The organism is Microbacterium sp. AC035 (assembly GCF_979258485.1).
Genome location: NZ_OZ409858.1, coordinates 2,695,031 through 2,709,793, shown reverse-complemented (window position 1 = coordinate 2,709,793; position 14,763 = coordinate 2,695,031). Strand labels below are relative to the sequence as shown.

The 14,763-nt window shown below is 68.0% G+C and carries 14 protein-coding genes; 3 read left to right on the top strand and 11 right to left on the bottom strand.

Annotated elements, in window-relative coordinates; translation table 11 throughout:
- Nucleotides 1-32 precede the first annotated feature (32 nt).
- The 8 genes from ACZ0AA_RS13070 to cycA all read right to left on the bottom strand — a co-directional run bounded on the left by ACZ0AA_RS13070 (nucleotide 33) and on the right by cycA (nucleotide 8,526).
- Nucleotides 33-878 carry a carbohydrate ABC transporter permease gene (locus ACZ0AA_RS13070; protein ID WP_463513183.1) on the bottom strand — a complete coding sequence of 282 codons (846 nt, stop codon included), beginning with the start codon at nucleotides 876-878 and terminating at the stop codon, nucleotides 33-35.
- On the bottom strand, nucleotides 875-1,840 hold the full coding sequence (locus tag ACZ0AA_RS13065) for a carbohydrate ABC transporter permease (RefSeq protein ID WP_082297923.1): 966 nt from the start codon (nucleotides 1,838-1,840) through the stop codon (nucleotides 875-877). The genes ACZ0AA_RS13070 and ACZ0AA_RS13065 overlap by 4 nt, the downstream gene beginning before the upstream one ends.
- Nucleotides 1,841-1,850: 10 nt before the next feature.
- Nucleotides 1,851-3,119 carry an extracellular solute-binding protein gene (locus tag ACZ0AA_RS13060; RefSeq protein ID WP_463513182.1) on the bottom strand — a complete coding sequence of 423 codons (1,269 nt, stop codon included), beginning with the start codon at nucleotides 3,117-3,119 and terminating at the stop codon, nucleotides 1,851-1,853.
- Between the two features lie 35 nt (nucleotides 3,120-3,154).
- Nucleotides 3,155-4,147 carry a LacI family DNA-binding transcriptional regulator gene (locus ACZ0AA_RS13055; protein WP_463513181.1) on the bottom strand — a complete coding sequence of 331 codons (993 nt, stop codon included), beginning with the start codon at nucleotides 4,145-4,147 and terminating at the stop codon, nucleotides 3,155-3,157.
- A gap of 157 nt (nucleotides 4,148-4,304) precedes the next feature.
- Entirely contained in the window at nucleotides 4,305-5,234 is a 930-nt protein-coding gene (locus ACZ0AA_RS13050; RefSeq protein WP_463513180.1) for a J domain-containing protein, read from the bottom strand.
- 74 nt (nucleotides 5,235-5,308) lie between these two features.
- On the bottom strand, nucleotides 5,309-5,962 hold the full coding sequence (locus tag ACZ0AA_RS13045; protein ID WP_463513179.1) for a YigZ family protein: 654 nt from the start codon (nucleotides 5,960-5,962) through the stop codon (nucleotides 5,309-5,311).
- 31 nt (nucleotides 5,963-5,993) lie between these two features.
- Nucleotides 5,994-6,980 (bottom strand): aldo/keto reductase, encoded by a 987-nt coding sequence (locus ACZ0AA_RS13040; protein ID WP_463513178.1) that lies wholly within the window; start codon nucleotides 6,978-6,980, stop codon nucleotides 5,994-5,996.
- Nucleotides 6,981-7,065: 85 nt separating this feature from the next.
- Nucleotides 7,066-8,526, bottom strand: coding sequence for a D-serine/D-alanine/glycine transporter (gene cycA / locus ACZ0AA_RS13035; protein WP_463513177.1), 1,461 nt, complete (start codon nucleotides 8,524-8,526; stop codon nucleotides 7,066-7,068).
- A gap of 146 nt (nucleotides 8,527-8,672) precedes the next feature.
- On the opposite strand from cycA, the gene ACZ0AA_RS13030 reads away from it, so the two are divergent.
- Both ACZ0AA_RS13030 and ACZ0AA_RS13025 read left to right on the top strand, forming a co-directional pair.
- Nucleotides 8,673-10,151, top strand: coding sequence for an MATE family efflux transporter (locus ACZ0AA_RS13030; RefSeq protein ID WP_463513176.1), 1,479 nt, complete (start codon nucleotides 8,673-8,675; stop codon nucleotides 10,149-10,151).
- 119 nt (nucleotides 10,152-10,270) lie between these two features.
- Nucleotides 10,271-10,663: a hypothetical protein gene (locus tag ACZ0AA_RS13025; RefSeq protein WP_400863653.1), complete on the top strand. Its 393-nt coding sequence runs from the start codon at nucleotides 10,271-10,273 to the stop codon at nucleotides 10,661-10,663.
- 7 nt (nucleotides 10,664-10,670) lie between these two features.
- Here the strand turns inward: ACZ0AA_RS13025 and ACZ0AA_RS13020 are convergent, their stop codons facing one another.
- Together ACZ0AA_RS13020 and ACZ0AA_RS13015 are read right to left on the bottom strand one after the other, a co-directional pair.
- Nucleotides 10,671-12,380, bottom strand: coding sequence for an AMP-binding protein (locus ACZ0AA_RS13020; RefSeq protein WP_463513175.1), 1,710 nt, complete (start codon nucleotides 12,378-12,380; stop codon nucleotides 10,671-10,673).
- A gap of 49 nt (nucleotides 12,381-12,429) precedes the next feature.
- A complete protein-coding gene (locus tag ACZ0AA_RS13015; RefSeq protein ID WP_463513174.1) occupies nucleotides 12,430-12,906 on the bottom strand; it encodes an Lrp/AsnC family transcriptional regulator in 477 nt (158 codons plus the stop codon).
- Nucleotides 12,907-13,011: 105 nt separating this feature from the next.
- On the opposite strand from ACZ0AA_RS13015, the gene ACZ0AA_RS13010 reads away from it, so the two are divergent.
- Nucleotides 13,012-14,241 carry a trans-sulfuration enzyme family protein gene (locus ACZ0AA_RS13010; RefSeq protein ID WP_463513173.1) on the top strand — a complete coding sequence of 410 codons (1,230 nt, stop codon included), beginning with the start codon at nucleotides 13,012-13,014 and terminating at the stop codon, nucleotides 14,239-14,241.
- On the opposite strand, the gene ACZ0AA_RS13005 is transcribed toward ACZ0AA_RS13010, so the two are convergent.
- Nucleotides 14,238-14,705 (bottom strand): acyl-CoA thioesterase, encoded by a 468-nt coding sequence (locus ACZ0AA_RS13005; RefSeq protein ID WP_463513172.1) that lies wholly within the window; start codon nucleotides 14,703-14,705, stop codon nucleotides 14,238-14,240. The genes ACZ0AA_RS13010 and ACZ0AA_RS13005 overlap by 4 nt on opposite strands.
- Nucleotides 14,706-14,763 lie beyond the last annotated feature (58 nt).

Below are 14,763 nucleotides of genomic sequence, written 5' to 3'. Positions count from 1 at the left end.
GGGGTCCTTTCGGGATTCTGGGGAGGGAGCGACTAGCCCTTGACGGCCGCGCCGAGGTCGGTGGCTCGGAAGAAGCGCTGGAAGACGATGAACAGGATCACCACGGGGAACGCCAGTGCCGTGGCACCCGCGAGGATCGCGCCGTTGGGGTTCGCCGTCGACTGCGCGACGTTCGAGATGTAGTTGGCGAGAGACACGGCGAGCGGCTGCAGCGACGCGTCCTTCGTGATGAGGAACGGCCAGAGGAACTCGTTCCACGGGCCGATGAAGGTGACCAGCACGACGGTCACGAGCACCGGCTTGATCAGCGGGATCGCGACGGAGGTCAGCAGTCGGATCTCGCCGGCGCCGTCGATGCGCGCGGCCTCGAAGATCTCCACAGGCAGCGCCTTGAAGAACTGCACGAAGATGAACACCGCCGTCGTGTTGATGAGGAACGGCAGGATCATGCCCATGTACGAGTCGCCGAGCCCGTAGTTGCGGGTGATCTGCACGTAGAGCGGGATCATCAGCAGCTGGAAGGGCACCATCTGCACGAGCAGCATGAGCACCCAGATGACGCCTCGGCCGCGGAAGTCGAGTCGCGCGATCGCATACCCGGCGAGCAGGCCGAACACCACGGTGCCCAGCAGCACTCCGGCTGTGAAGATCAGCGAATTGAGCAGGGAGCCCGCGAGGTCGATGCGGGAGTCGATCGCGACGAAGTTGTCGACCGTCCATCCGCTCGTCGGGAAGAGCTCGTTCGGCGAGTTCGTCGGGTTCTCCTGGAACGCGCCGACCAGCATGAAGTAGAACGGGAAGGCGAAGCCGATGGCCGCGACCGTGAGCAGGATCAGACTCAGGATGCGGGGCAGTGAACGCTGGCGTCTCATGGTCATCGCTCCCTGGTTGCGCGGTTGGCGGCGAGCGACAGCATGCCGACCAGGATCACGAGGATCATGCCGATCGCTGCCGCGGTGTCGGGATTCTGCTGCTGGATGCCCAGCTGATAGATCAGCAGCACGGGTGTCGAGGAGGCGCCGTCGGGGCCGCCGCCGTTCGTCAGCAGGTACGGCTCGGTGAAGAGGTTGGCACCGGTGATGATCGACAGGATCAGCACGAGCGTGGTGGCGCTGCGCACGCCGGGCACGGTGACGTTCCAGAAGCGCGAGAAGGCTCCGGCGCCGTCGGTCTCGGCCGATTCGTAGAGCTCTTTCGGAACGTTCTGCAGCGCTGCGAGGTACAGCAGGATGTAGAACCCCAGCTGCTTCCAGGTCACATACAGAGCGATCATCGGCATTGCGAGGCCGCTGTTCACCAGCCACGACGGATCGGGGGCGAGCGGCCCGAGGATGGTGTTGATCAGGCCGTTGCCGGAGAACAGCAGCATCCAGACTCCGACGAGCGAGACGCTGGCCGTCAGGTACGGCACGTAGAACGCCACCCGGTAGGCGGCGACCCAGCGGATGCCGGTGTTCAGCGCTGCCGCGAGCACGAGCGAGAGCACGGCGGTGAGCGGCACGTTGATGACGAGGAAGATCAGGGTGTTGCGGAACGAACCGAGCACTCTCGGGTCGGTGAGCACGGTCACGAAGTTGTCGAAGCCCACGAACGGTCGCTCGACCTCGACGTTGGGGGCGGTGAAGAAGTAGTCGTGGAAGGCGATGTAGACCGCGAATCCCAGCGGGAACGCGAAGATCGCCAGCACGAAGACCAGGTACGGCAGGGCGAACAGGCCGCCGATCGGTTGCGCACCCAGGAGTCGGGTGCGCAACCGCGCCCTCGGTGGCCGGCCCGCGGACGGGGCCGGGGCTGCAGTGCCCCCGGCCACGTCCGCGACGGCGTCGTCTCGGAGCGTCATGACGGGCTCATCACTCGGCGACGAGGTCGTCGATCTTCGTCGTGGCGTTCTTCAGGAAGTCGTCGACCGACTCCTTGCCGAAGATCACGGCGGCGGAGTACTCGTCGCGGAACGCCTGCCAGGCCTCCACGGAGTTCGGGATGCTGGGCACATCGGCCGTCGCCTCGGCCTGCTCGGCGAACGCCACGTAGTTCGGGTTCGCGTCGAAGTAGTCGGAGTAGGTCTCGGTGAGGTCGGTGCGCATCGGCATCTGGCCGGTCGCCTCGAGCAGCTGGCCGTCGCTCTCGACGCTCGTCGAGAACTTCAGGAACTCCCACGCGGTGCCCTGGTTCTCGCACGCGGTGAACATCGACACGCTCTTCGAGTCGGCGAAGGTGGTCGGGTTCTCGCGGCCGTCGCTCGTCGGCACGGGCATGAACCCGACGTCCACGGTCTCGGCGTACGACGGGATGGCCCACGGACCGGCGAGCTGCATCGCGGTCGTGCCGGCCGACATCGCGTCATCGGTCGAGGCCTCGTTGGGCGAGAGCTTCTCGTCGTAGAAGGTCTTCCAGAACTCGGCGACCTCGCGCCCGGCATCCGAGTCGACCGTCGCCTTGCCGTCTTCGACCAGCATCGTGCCGTCTGTCTCGGCGAGGTAGAGCGGGTAGAAGTCGAACCACGGCTGGTAGAACTCGCTCGTCGGCGCCGGCCAGATCGCGCTCTGCACCCCGGATTCGACGATCGCCCGCGAGCCGGCGAGGAAGTCGTCGTACGACGCCATCTGGGGGTCTTCGGGGTCGATGCCTGCGGCCTCGAAGAGCGCCTTGTTGTACATGACCATCACCGGGTTCGACTTCCACGGCAGCTGGTAGAAGCTGCCGTCGGTCGCATACGACTCGACGTCGCCGCCGCGCTCGCTGATGTAGTCGCTGCCGCCCTCCATCGTGTTGAGGTCGACGAGGCCACCCTGCTTGACCCAGCCCGACACGGCGGCCGGAGCCACGTTGTAGACGAGGCACGGGGCGGTGCCGGCGGTGATGGCCGCGGTGATCGCCTCTTCCGACGATGAGCCGGCGGGGATCTCCTGGGCGTTGACCTTCTCGTCGGGGTGCTCGGCGTTCCAGGCGTCGACGACGGCGGTGCCCCAGGCGACCTCCTGCTCGTTGTTCGACAGCCAGATGTCGATGGAGCCGGTGCCTTCGGCCGAGGCGTCGCCGCCTCCGCCTCCGCTCGAGCATCCGGTGGCGACGAGCGCGACGGCTCCCAAGAGCGCTGCTGCGCGGATCTTCTTCTTCATGTTGTCCTCCTTGACGCGATGGTTCGGGTGATCGTCTAGCGGGCTGTGCTCTCCCGGAAGTGCACGACGTTGCAGTCAACGACCTCTGTGCGCGGCTCGGCGCCGAGGATGTCGGCCTGCAGCAGGCGGGCGGCCGCGCGACCTCGCGCGGCCGGGCCCGACGAGACGCTCGTGAGTGCGGGGGAGAGGTGAGCCGACAGGTGGTCGTCATCGAAGCCGGCGATCGCGAGATCGCGGGGGATGCTGAGGCCGCTCGACCGTGCGAACGACAGCCCGGCGATCGCCATGGTGTCGTTCGAATACAGGATGGCCGTCGGGCGATCGGGCAGCGCGAGCAGCTCGGCGGTGCGCGCTCGTCCGCTGGCGGCGGTGAAGTCGCCCTCGCGCAGCAGGGTGTCGCCACCGACGGCGTCGATGTAGGCGTCAGCGCGCACTCGCGAGTGCACGTAGTCGAGCGGTCCTGAGACGTGGGCGATGCGTTCGTGCCCCTCGGCGCGCAGGCGGGCGATGATCTCGCGCACGGGTGCGTCGTCGTCGGTGCGCACGCACGAGAACCGAGTCGGCTGCTCGTAGGCGCCGACCAGGACCGACGGCAGGTCGAGTTCTTCGAGCAGCGGCACGCGCCAGTCCTCGTTGCGCAGATCGAGCAGCAGGGCGCCATCGGCCCGGCCGTGGCTGAGCGACCGATACGCCCGCTCTTCGGCCGCCCGATCGGGAACGACCTGCAGGATCAGGGCCGTCTCGGTCTCGGCAAGCACCGATTCGACGCCCGCGATGAACGCGGGGAAGAACGAGTCGTTGGCGATGACCTCGGGGTCGCGGGCCAGCACCACGGCGATCGCATTGGCCTTCTGCGTGGCCAGTGCGCGGGCGCTCTGGCTCGGCACCCAGTTCAGCTTCTCTGCGGCCGCGAGCACTTTGGCCCTGGTGTCGTCGGAGATGGGCCGCTTGCCGCTCATCGCATGCGAGACGGTGGCCTTGGTGACGCCGGCCTCGCGGGCGACGTCGGCGATCGTCGTGCGGCTCATGCCACCTCCTCGTGGAATGTCGATGGGTCTGCAGCCGCGTCAGGCGGTTTAACCGGTTTGACGACTGCGGGTGATGCGAGTGTAAACCGGTTTGACGATGCGGGTCAAGAGGTTCGGCTCGACGGCATCCGAGGTCGAGATGCCGCGCTGTCCCGAGTCAGACGAAGGTGACCGTCTGCTGCAGCCGTGTGCGCACGTCGAACAGCTCGTTGCCGCCGATCGCGCGTGCGCCGGGGACTCCCTGGCGCAGCACCATCGAGAGCGCGCTGCTCCGCACGACGACGACGGGAACGCCGCGGCTGCTGCCCAACGGCGTGACGGCCTGGGCCAGATCGTCGTCGGGGAGCACCAGGATGAGTCCGCCGAACTTCACGCGGGCGGCCTTGGCGACGGTGCGCATGCGCGCGAGAGCCGCGGTGACGGGTGCGCGGGTGCCGAGGCTCGGGCCGGTGATCTCGCCTCGCCGGAAGCCCACCACTCCGCCGAAGTCCTCCGACATGATGCCGTAGAGGCCGGACGGGCTGAGCACGACATGGTCGAGCTTGTCGTCGGCATCCGCTCCTGTGGCTACGTCGTGCCACACGGTGAAGCCCATGCCGAGCGCGCTCACCGTGCGGGCGGTCGCCTCTTCGGCGAGGGCATCGGCGAGCAGGCGTCGAAGGTCGCGCGGGGCCGAGCGCACGAGCGCGGGATCGTAGGGGTCGGGCACCTCGACGCCACGGCCCGCCCACTCGCGGATGAGCATCAGGTAGCGCTCGCGGCGCCACCCACCGGGATGCCCGTACGAGCGAGCGCGAGGGCGCGTATCCGTCCTCGTCGCGGTCTGCGGGCGCCAGCCGTTCCACTCCGGTTCGGCGGGGATGCCGGGGTGCGCACCGGAGCGGCGGTCATAGGCGGCGCGGCCCTCGGGCGTGCCGATCAGATCCCACGCGCGCTGCACCTGGATGAACACCGCGGAGTCTCCGCCGGTGTCCGGGTGGGTCTGGCGCAGCCGAAGGCGATACGCGCGCCGCAGCTCACCGTCGTCGACCGACGGGTCCACACCGAGGATCTCGTAGGCAGAAGCCGAGAGCGGGCTGTCGAACATCGCTCTCCTTCCGAGATCGCGGCATCCAGAATATCCGGATGCTGTTGTGGATCAGCCGGGGGTGCCTGCCGGGGTCAGGCCGGCACGTCGACGATGCGCTCGACGCCGATCACCGGCGCGACGGAACCGGCGGATGCAGCGGCGAGGTCATCGGCGAGGCGGGCGAGCTCATCCCCGGGCACCCACAGCTCGAGCGTCGCCACCGCGGCATAGCGGGGCTCGCCGAGAGTCGCGCCATGGTGGCCCGCCCAGTCGCGGAGGAGGTTGTCGAAACGACCGGCATCAGCGTGCGCGACGTCGATCGTCACCTGTGTGAGCGACTGCCGGTGCACGAGGGCGGCATGATCGAGAGCCTCGGACACCGCCGAGGAGTAAGCGCGCACGAGTCCGCCGGCGCCGAGCTTCACGCCGCCGAAGTAGCGGGTGACGACAGCCACGACGTCGGTCAGCTCCCGCCGACGCAGCACCTCGAGCATCGGCACTCCCGCGGTGCCCGAGGGTTCGCCGTCATCAGACGACCGCGCCTGATCGCCGAGCAGCCCGGTGACCATCGCGCTGCAGTTGTGTCGCGCATCCCACCACTTCTTGCGCAGGCGGGAGATCACGGCGTCCGCGTCGTCGACCGAGCCGACGGGTTCGACCGTCGCGATGAACCGCGACTTCTTGATGACGATCTCGTGCTCCACAGGGGCGGCGATCGTGGCCGGGTAGCTGCGGGGCGGAGTCATCCGCCTCAGACTACCCAGCGCCGACGCCTGCTCAACGGTCCACGAACGACATCTGCTGCGGGTTGTACCGGTCTCCCTGCACGCCGACACGCTGGGCGAGCTGATCGAGATCGGCGACCTCGTCGGCCGACAGTGCCACAGCGGTCGCACCTGCGTTCTCGGCGATGCGAGAGGTGCGGCGGGTTCCGGGGATCGGCACGATCCACGGTTCCCGGGCGAGCAGCCAGGCGAGGGCGATCTGACCGGGCGAGGCGTCCTTCGCTGCGGCGAGCGAGGCGACATGAGCGACCAGGGCCTCATTGGCGGCGCGGTTCTCTTCGCTGAAACGCGGGATCGTGCCGCGGATGTCGCCCTCCGCGAATGAGGTGCTGCGGTCGACGGTTCCGGTGAGGAAGCCTTTGCCGAGCGGGCTGAACGGCACGAACCCGATGCCGAGTTCGCCGAGCACCGGCAGCACCTCTGCCTCAGGGTCGCGGGTCCACAGCGAGTACTCGCTCTGCAGCGCCGTGACCGGCTGCACCGCGTGCGCGCGGCGGATGGTCGACGCCGAGGCTTCTGACAGCCCGAAGTGCCGCACCTTGCCCTCGGCGATGAGCTCTGCCACTGTGCCGGCGACGTCTTCGATCGGCACGTCCGGGTCGACACGGTGCGGGTAGAAGAGGTCGATCACGTCGGTGCGCAGGCGCCGGAGCGACTCCTCGGCGACGCGACGGATCTGCTCTGGCCGGCTGTCGAGTCCGACGCTCTTGCCGTCTTCGATGCGCCAGCCGAACTTCGTCGCGATGACGACCTGGTCGCGGATCGGCTCCAGAGCCTCGCCGACCAGCTCCTCGTTCACATAGGGGCCGTAGACCTCCGCGGTGTCGAAGAAGGTGACGCCGAGGTCGAGGGCCGACCTCAGCACGCCGATCATCTCGTCGCGGGTGCCCGGGTTCGGCCCGTAGCTCTGCGACATTCCCATGCAGCCGAGACCGACTGCCGAGACCTCGAGGCCCTGTCCGAGTGTGCGAGTGTGCATCAGATGTCCTTTCGTCAGGCCCGACGCTACGCGCGCCGGCGACGATGAGGGAGGGGCTGTCGGAACCCCTCTCAGTCGACTCGGGCTACTCGGCCGCCTCGTCTCGCAGGTACGCGATGTGCGCCGCGTGGCGGCTCAGGTGATTCTGCGACCTGCGCACGAACAGCCAGGCGACGAGCAGCAGCACGAACCAGATCGGCGTCACGAGCAGCGCGGTGAGGGTGTCGGGCTGCGTCGTGAGCGCCCAGAGGATGAACACGAAGAACGCGAGCACCACGTAGACCATGAAGATGCCGCCCGGCATCCGGAACTTCGACGCTGCCACCTTCTCCGGCCGCCGACGGCGGTAGACGAGGTAGCTGCACAGGAAGATCGTCCACACGAACATGAAGCACACGGCCGAGACCGTGGTCACCATGTCGAAGGCGGTGCCGATGTCCTTGCCCGCGTAGAGCAGCACGACGCCCGAGAGCAGCAGGATGCACGACAGGAACAGTGCGTTCTGCGGCACTCGGCGCTTCGACAGGCGGCCGAAGAGTCGGGGCGCATCGCCGTCCTGCGCGAGCCCGAACACCATACGCGAGGTGGAGTAGATGCCCGAGTTGGCGCTCGACATGGCCGAGGTCAGCACGACCAGGTTCACGACGGTCGCGGCGATGCCGAGACCCGCGAGGGCGAACATCGCGATGAACGGGCTCTCGCCCGCGACGTACTCGGTCCACGGGGTGACAGCCATCAGGATGATGAGCGCGCCCACGTAGAAGAGCAGGATGCGGATCGGGATCGCGTTGATGGCCTTGGGCAGGTTCTTCTCGGGGTCCTTGGTCTCGGCCGCGGCGGTGCCGACGAGCTCGACGCCGACGAACGCGAACACGGCGATCTGGAATCCGGCGACGAAGCCCATGAAGCCATGGGGGAACATGCCGCCGTGGTCCCACAGGTTGCTGAAGCTGGCGGTTCCCGCATCGTGCTGGAAGCCCGTGAAGATCATCACGAGACCCGTGACGATGAGCGCGACGATCGCGATGATCTTGATGAGCGCGAACCAGAACTCCATCTCGCCGAAGGCGGCGACGGTGGGCAGGTTGAGTGCGAGCAGGATGACGATCACGAGGACGCCCGGGATCCACAACGGGATGCCGGGGATCAGCGCATCCGAGTATCCGGCGATCGCGATCACGTCGGCGACACCGGTGACGACCCAGCAGAACCAGTAGGTCCACCCGGTGAAGAAGCCGGCCCACGGGCCGAGCAGGTCGCTCGCGAAGTCGCTGAACGACTTGTACTTGAGGTTCGAGAGCAGCAGCTCGCCCATCGCCCGCATGACGAAGAACAGCATGAAGCCGATGATCATGTAGACGAAGATGACCGAGGGGCCGGCGACCGAGATCGTCTTGCCGCTGCCCATGAACAGGCCTGTGCCGATCGCTCCGCCGATCGCGAGCAGCTGGATGTGGCGGTTGCTCAGAGCCCTCTTCAGGTGCTGGTCGTCGCCGTCGACGGTGCCGTCCTCTCCGACGGATCCCCGTGTTCTCTCTGTCGTCATCGCTCGAACCTCCGGTGTCGGGTGCCGCGTCCCGCTGCGGCATCCTTCCGACCGTAATGGCCGATCGGGGATGGCAGCTAACCGAATCGATTCGATATCCTGGTTCGACCCCCGATCATCCCCCAGTTCTGCGAGCCGCTCCCATCATGGCCACCTCTCTCACCACGGGCCGCCCGTGGCGTGTCATCCTGTCGTTCTCGATCCCCCTGCTGCTCGGCAACGTCGTGCAGCAGATGTACCAGTTCGCCGATGCCGTCGTCGTCGGCCGGCATCTCGGCGTCGAATCCCTCGCCGCGGTCGGCGCGACCGGCAGCCTGCTGTTCCTGCTGATCGGCTTCGCCTGGGGCCTGACCAGCGGTTTCGCGATTCCGATCGCGCAGGCGTTCGGCGCGGGCGACGGCGCGGCAGTGCGCCGTTCGGTCGCGACGGGCGTGATCCTGACCGGCATCACGAGCGTGGTGCTCACGATCGTCGCGCCGCTGATCGCCGCGCCCACGCTCGCCCTGCTGCAGACGCCGGCCGAGCTCATGCCGGAGGCGACGGTCTTCACGCAGATCAGCTTCATCGGCGCCAGCGCGACGATGTTCTTCAACTACCTCTCCGCGATCATCCGCGCGATCGGCGACTCGCGTACGCCGCTGATCTTCCTCACGGTGTCGTGTGCGCTCAATGTCGGCCTCGTGGTCCTCATGGTCGGACCGCTCGACTGGGGCGTGGGCGGCGCGGCGCTCGCGACCGTCGTGGCCCAGGCCGTATCGGTCGCGCTGTGCCTCGAGTTCGTGCGCCGCCGACTGCCGATGCTGCACCTGCGTCGTGCCGACTGGCGCATCACCCGCGACGACTTCAGGGAGCACCTGCGTCTCGGGCTGCCGATGGGGTTCCAGGCGTCGATCATCGCGATCGGCACGCTCGTCGTTCAGGTGGCGCTCAACACGCTCGGCTCCGAGGCCGTCGCCGCCTACACGACGGCGTCGCGCGTCGACGGTCTCGCCGTGGCGTTCCTCTCGTCGCTCGGCCTTGCCTCGTCGATGTACACGGCGCAGAACCTGGGAGGGCGTCGCCCCGACCGCATCCGCCGCGGTGTCGTCGAGGGCACCTGGATGGCGATCGCCGCCGGCATCGCGCTCGGTGTCGTCATCATCGCGTTCGGCGCGCCCCTGGTGCGGCTGTTCGTCGGCGACGGTGCCGCCGCGGATGACGTCGTCGAACTCGCGCACCTCATGCTGATCATCAACGGATGCGGCTACTGGGCGCTCGGCGTGCTGTTCGTGCTGCGCGGTGCGCTGCAGGGCCTCGGGTACACCCTCGTGCCGACGGTCACCGGTGTGATCGAGCTGGTGATGCGCGTGGGCGCCGCCATCGTGCTCGGCGCGATGATCGGCTTCGAGGGCGTCGCGCTCAGCAACCCTCTCGCCTGGCTCGGTGCGATCGTGCTGCTGGTGCCGGCCTATGTGCGCGCTCACCGGTCGCTCGCCCGCATGCCCATCGACCCGATCGAGGCCACCGAGACCTCGGCGATGGCGATCATCGGGCCTACCGACGGCTCGATGGTCGTCGATGCGGTCGTCACCCAGCCGGTGCGGGTGGTGAAGACGTCGCGTTTCGCGCGGTTGACGCGCCGCTGAACAGCTCGTCACGGTTGCAGAACATCATCCTTGAGATGGATGCCCGGCATGCCGACACTTCGTAATGTTGGTCATGCGGAGATTCCGCGGACCGGGGGGTCGTGATGACATCGTCAAGGGTGGCAAGCGAACTGGCATCGATTCTGGTGCCGATCGGAGTGGCGGGGGCCGTGCTCGCAGCGCTGTGCGCGCTGGTCGCAGGAGTCGCGATCATGCGCGGAGCGGCTGGTCTCGCCGGCGGAGCGGTGGGCCTGTGGATTCCGAGCGCGATGCTCAGCTCCACGGCGTCGTTCGCCAATCAGTGGACGCCGCTGCTGGTGTCCGGCATCGTGCTCGTCGCGATGCTGGTGATCGGAGGCGTCGTGCGAGGGATCGTCAACGCCGGTGAGCCGGCACGTGAATCCGCCCGAGCCGCACGCGTTCAGGCGCTCATCGATGCGCCGGAGCCTATTGCCGTGCCGCGCGGTGCGAAAGCGCCGAGCACGGGCAGCCAGCCCGCACTCGCAGGCTGAGGCCCGGTCACCGGTAGTCGCGGTCGCGGTGCTGTCCGGCCTCATCACCCGAGGTCACGCGGTCGGCCTCTCTGGCGCGCAGCTCGACGCGGCGGATCTTTCCCGAGATCGTCTTGGGCAGCTCGGGAACGAACTCGATGATCCGCACCCACAGGTGCGACGACAGCCGGTCGTGGGCGTACGCGAAGATCGATCGGGCGGCGTCTGCTTCGGCGTCGACCGCGTCAGGGCGCAGGCACACGTAGGCCTTCGGAACCGAGAGTCGGGTGGGGTCGGGACTCGGGATCACCGCCGCCTCGATCACGAGGTCGTGCTCCAGCAGCACCGACTCGAGCTCGAACGGCGAGATCTTGTAGTCGGAGGCTTTGAACACATCGTCTGCGCGCCCGATGTACGTGAGATACCCGTCGGCATCCCGCTGAGCGATGTCACCGGTGTGGTGATAGCCGCCGACGCGGGACTCGGCGGTCTTGACCGGGTCGTCGTAGTATCCGGCCATGAGTCCGACCGGAGGGTCGGCGAGGTCGAGCGCGATCTCGCCCTCGTGCTCGGCGATCTCTCCGGTGGCGGGGTCGAGCAGCACGACGGGATATCCCGGCAGCGGGCGCCCCATGGATCCGACCTTGACGACCTGACCGGGGGAGTTGCCGACGCAGGCCGTCATCTCGGTCTGGCCGAAGCCGTCGCGGATCGTGCCGCCCCAGGCCTCGCGGACCCGGTCGATGACCTCGGGGTTCAGTGGCTCGCCGGCTCCGACCAGTTCGCGCGGCGGGTGGGTGAGTCGCGCGAGGTCGGCCTGGATCAGCATCCGCCACACCGTGGGCGGCGCGCAGAACGTCGAGACGTGGTGCGTGTCCATGACCTGCATCAGGGTGTTCGCGTCGAACCGGTCGTAGTTGTAGACGAACACCGTGGCCTCGGCGAGGAACGGCGAGTAGAAGCTCGACCAGGCGTGCTTCGCCCACCCGGGAGACGAGATGTTGAGATGCACGTCATCGGGTCGCACACCCAGCCACCACATGGTCGACAGGTGTCCGATCGGATACGAGACGTGCGTGTGCTGCACGAGCTTCGGGCGATTGGTCGTGCCACTGGTGAAGTAGAGCAGGGCCGTGTCGTCGGCGGGTGTCGCGGCATCCGGCACGAATGTCGTCGGCGCGTCGGCCGAGTCGTCGAAGCGCGTCCACTCGGAGGGGATTCCGTCGCCCACCCCGATGCGCAGCACGTCGGCGTCGATGTCGGCGATGCGCTCGGAGAGGCTGCCGAGCGTGACGATCGCGCGGGCCCGACCGTGCTCGACGCGATAGGCCAGATCGGATGCCGAGAGCAGGGTCGAGGTCGGGATCGACACCGCGCCGACCTTGGTGATGGCGAGCATCACCTCCCACAGCTCGATGGTGTTGCCGAGCATCACGATGACGTGGTCGCCTCGTCGGATGCCGAGACCGGTCAGCCAGGCCGCGACCTGGTCCGAGCGGGCCGACAGCTGGCCGTACGTCCATGATTCGAGGCTGAGGTCGGCCGAGACGATCTGCACGGCCGGGCGGTCGGGCGTCTCGGCGGCGACGACGTCGAACCACTCGAGCGCGAAGTTGAACTCGGTCGGCGTCGGCCAGACGAACCCTTCGCGCGCCGCGGCGTAGTCCGTCGCATTCGCGAACAGGAAGTCGCGCATCTCTCTGATCGCGGTCGTGGCTGCGGTGGCGCTGCGGCTCATTCTGGGCTCCCTTGCTCGGCAGACGTGTCCATCCTCGCCCACGATCCGCTCAGCGCGCGAGCAGGCCCGCACCGTCGCGGAGCTCGAACACCAGCTGCGTCTCGGTGCCGCGCACGACGGGGTGGATCGTGATGTGCTCCAGCACGATGTCACGCAGGGCGGTGGCATCCTGGACGGCGACGTGGACGAGGAAGTCGTCGACGCCCGCGACGTGGAACACCTGCAGCACCCTCGGGATGCTCGCGAGCGCGTCGAAGAGCGCGGTGACCTTGGGGCCCGTGTGATTCGCGAGGCGCACCTTGATGATCGCCTGGAGAGGCAGACCGAGAGCCGCCCCGTCGACCCGGATGCGGGTGTCGCGGATGATCCCGCGCTCGCGCAGGGCGCGCACGCGATGGGCGCATGTCGACTCCGCGAGACCGAGTCCGTGCGCGAGCGCCTTGTTCGTGACCTCGGCGTCGCGGGTGAGCACGGCGAGGATCTCGAGATCGACCTCGTCGAGTGGTGCTTTCGCCAATGCCCGCACCTCCTCGCGGTCGTCCTGTTGCTCAGAATATCGAGAACGGCCCAGAATGCGACGGATGCTGTCGAACTTCTGCGCATCGATCGCGATTCGGGCAACGTGGCAGGCATGACTGCACCGTTGCATCCAGACACCGTCGCCGTGCACAGCGGGCGTTCCGACCTCGAGGCGCTCGGAGTCCACGCGCTGCCGATCGACCTGTCGACGACCAACCCGCTGCCTGACATCGAGCGCGGAGGCGACTCGTACGAGGCGATGGCGACGGGTGGCCGCCCGCCCGCAGACGGCAGCATGGTCTACGCGCGACTCTGGAACCCCACCGTGGCGCGGTTCGAAGATGCCCTCGCCGAGCTCGAGCACGCCGAGGCCGCGGTCGCCTTCGCATCGGGCATGGCGGCGATGACAGCGGTGATCCTCGCGCACGGCCCCGCGGCGGGCAAGAACCACGTGGTCGCGGTGCGACCGCTCTACGGCGGCACGGATCACCTGCTCGGCTCCGGTCTGCTGGGCGTGGAGACGACGTACTGCCACCCCGCCGAGGTCGCCGCGTCCATCCGCTCCGACACGGGACTCGTGGTGGTCGAGACCCCCGCCAACCCGACCCTCGACATCGCCGACATCGCTGCGGTGGTGGCGCAGGCGGGAGGCGTGCCGGTGGTCGTCGACAACACCTTCGCCACGCCCGTGCTGCAGAACCCCATCGACCACGGCGCGGTCATGTCGCTGCACAGTGCCACGAAGTACCTCGGCGGGCACGGCGATGTGATCGCGGGCGTGGTGGCCTGCGACGAGCAGACCGCAGAGGCGCTCCGCCGGGTGAGAGCCGTGACGGGCGGTCTGCTGCACCCGCTCGGCGCGTACCTGCTGCACCGTGGACTCACGACCCTTCCGGTGCGCATGCGGGCGCAGCAGGAGAGCGCTCGTCGTATCGTGCAGTGGCTGATCGACCGACCGGAGATCGCCGAGGTCTTCTACCCCGGGCTCGACGACGACCCCGAGGGCATCATCGAGCGTCAGATGCGGGGCACCGGCGCCATGATCGCGATGCGTATGCAGGGTGGGTATGCCGCGGCATCCGCTGTGACCTCGTCGACGACGCTGTTCACGCACGCCGTGTCGCTGGGCGGCGTCGATTCGCTGATCCAGCATCCGGCCGCGCTCACTCACCGACCCGTGCCCGCAGAGGCGCGCCCTGATGCAGATGTGCTGCGACTGTCGATCGGTCTCGAGAACGTCGACGACCTCATCGCCGACCTCGCGGAGGCGTTCGCTGCGCTGTCGCGGGCAGGAACGCCCGTCGCCGCGATGACGTCGGCTGAGCGACTGACCAGACCCTAGGGCAGCCGGATCGTGCCGGTGGCGATGCGCTCCGTCGGCATCCGATCGCGGTTGTAGGTGATCTCCTTGTACCCGTGCGGGGTGGGCAGGCCGTCTTCGTCGAGGCTCACGAACACGATCTTCTCGATCGTGAGGATGCGCTTGCGGGTGATCATGTTGCGGGCGACCGCCCGCATGGTCAGGGACGTGGTGCCGAAGTGGGGCGCCTGCAGGCCGATCTCGATCAGGTCGCCCTGCACGGCCGAGGCCTCGAAGTTGATCTCCGAGATGTGCTTGGTCACCGCGCGGTAGTTGCCCAGCTGCACGATCGCGTAGATCGCCGCCTCCTCGTCGATCCACTTCAGCAGGCTGCCGCCGAACAGCGATCCGTTCGCGTTGAGGTCTTCCGGCTTCACCCACTTGCGGGTGCGGAAGTTGATGCCGTCTTCGGACCACTGCCACTCGGGTGTCTGCTGTTTCGCCATGCTTCGAGGGTAGAAGCCCCGTGAGTCGGGGGTGTTACACGAGCGTGCCGGCTCGATC

Coding starts and splice junctions, on each gene's coding strand:
- ACZ0AA_RS13070 (WP_463513183.1), bottom strand. CDS start 878: ATGACCATGAGACGCCAGCGTTCACTGCCCCGCATCCTGAGTCTGATC.
- ACZ0AA_RS13065 (WP_082297923.1), bottom strand. CDS start 1,840: ATGACGCTCCGAGACGACGCCGTCGCGGACGTGGCCGGGGGCACTGCA.
- ACZ0AA_RS13060 (WP_463513182.1), bottom strand. CDS start 3,119: ATGAAGAAGAAGATCCGCGCAGCAGCGCTCTTGGGAGCCGTCGCGCTC.
- ACZ0AA_RS13055 (WP_463513181.1), bottom strand. CDS start 4,147: ATGAGCCGCACGACGATCGCCGACGTCGCCCGCGAGGCCGGCGTCACC.
- ACZ0AA_RS13050 (WP_463513180.1), bottom strand. CDS start 5,234: ATGTTCGACAGCCCGCTCTCGGCTTCTGCCTACGAGATCCTCGGTGTG.
- ACZ0AA_RS13045 (WP_463513179.1), bottom strand. CDS start 5,962: ATGACTCCGCCCCGCAGCTACCCGGCCACGATCGCCGCCCCTGTGGAG.
- ACZ0AA_RS13040 (WP_463513178.1), bottom strand. CDS start 6,980: ATGCACACTCGCACACTCGGACAGGGCCTCGAGGTCTCGGCAGTCGGT.
- cycA (WP_463513177.1), bottom strand. CDS start 8,526: ATGACGACAGAGAGAACACGGGGATCCGTCGGAGAGGACGGCACCGTC.
- ACZ0AA_RS13030 (WP_463513176.1), top strand. CDS start 8,673: ATGGCCACCTCTCTCACCACGGGCCGCCCGTGGCGTGTCATCCTGTCG.
- ACZ0AA_RS13020 (WP_463513175.1), bottom strand. CDS start 12,380: ATGAGCCGCAGCGCCACCGCAGCCACGACCGCGATCAGAGAGATGCGC.
- ACZ0AA_RS13010 (WP_463513173.1), top strand. CDS start 13,012: ATGACTGCACCGTTGCATCCAGACACCGTCGCCGTGCACAGCGGGCGT.
- ACZ0AA_RS13005 (WP_463513172.1), bottom strand. CDS start 14,705: ATGGCGAAACAGCAGACACCCGAGTGGCAGTGGTCCGAAGACGGCATC.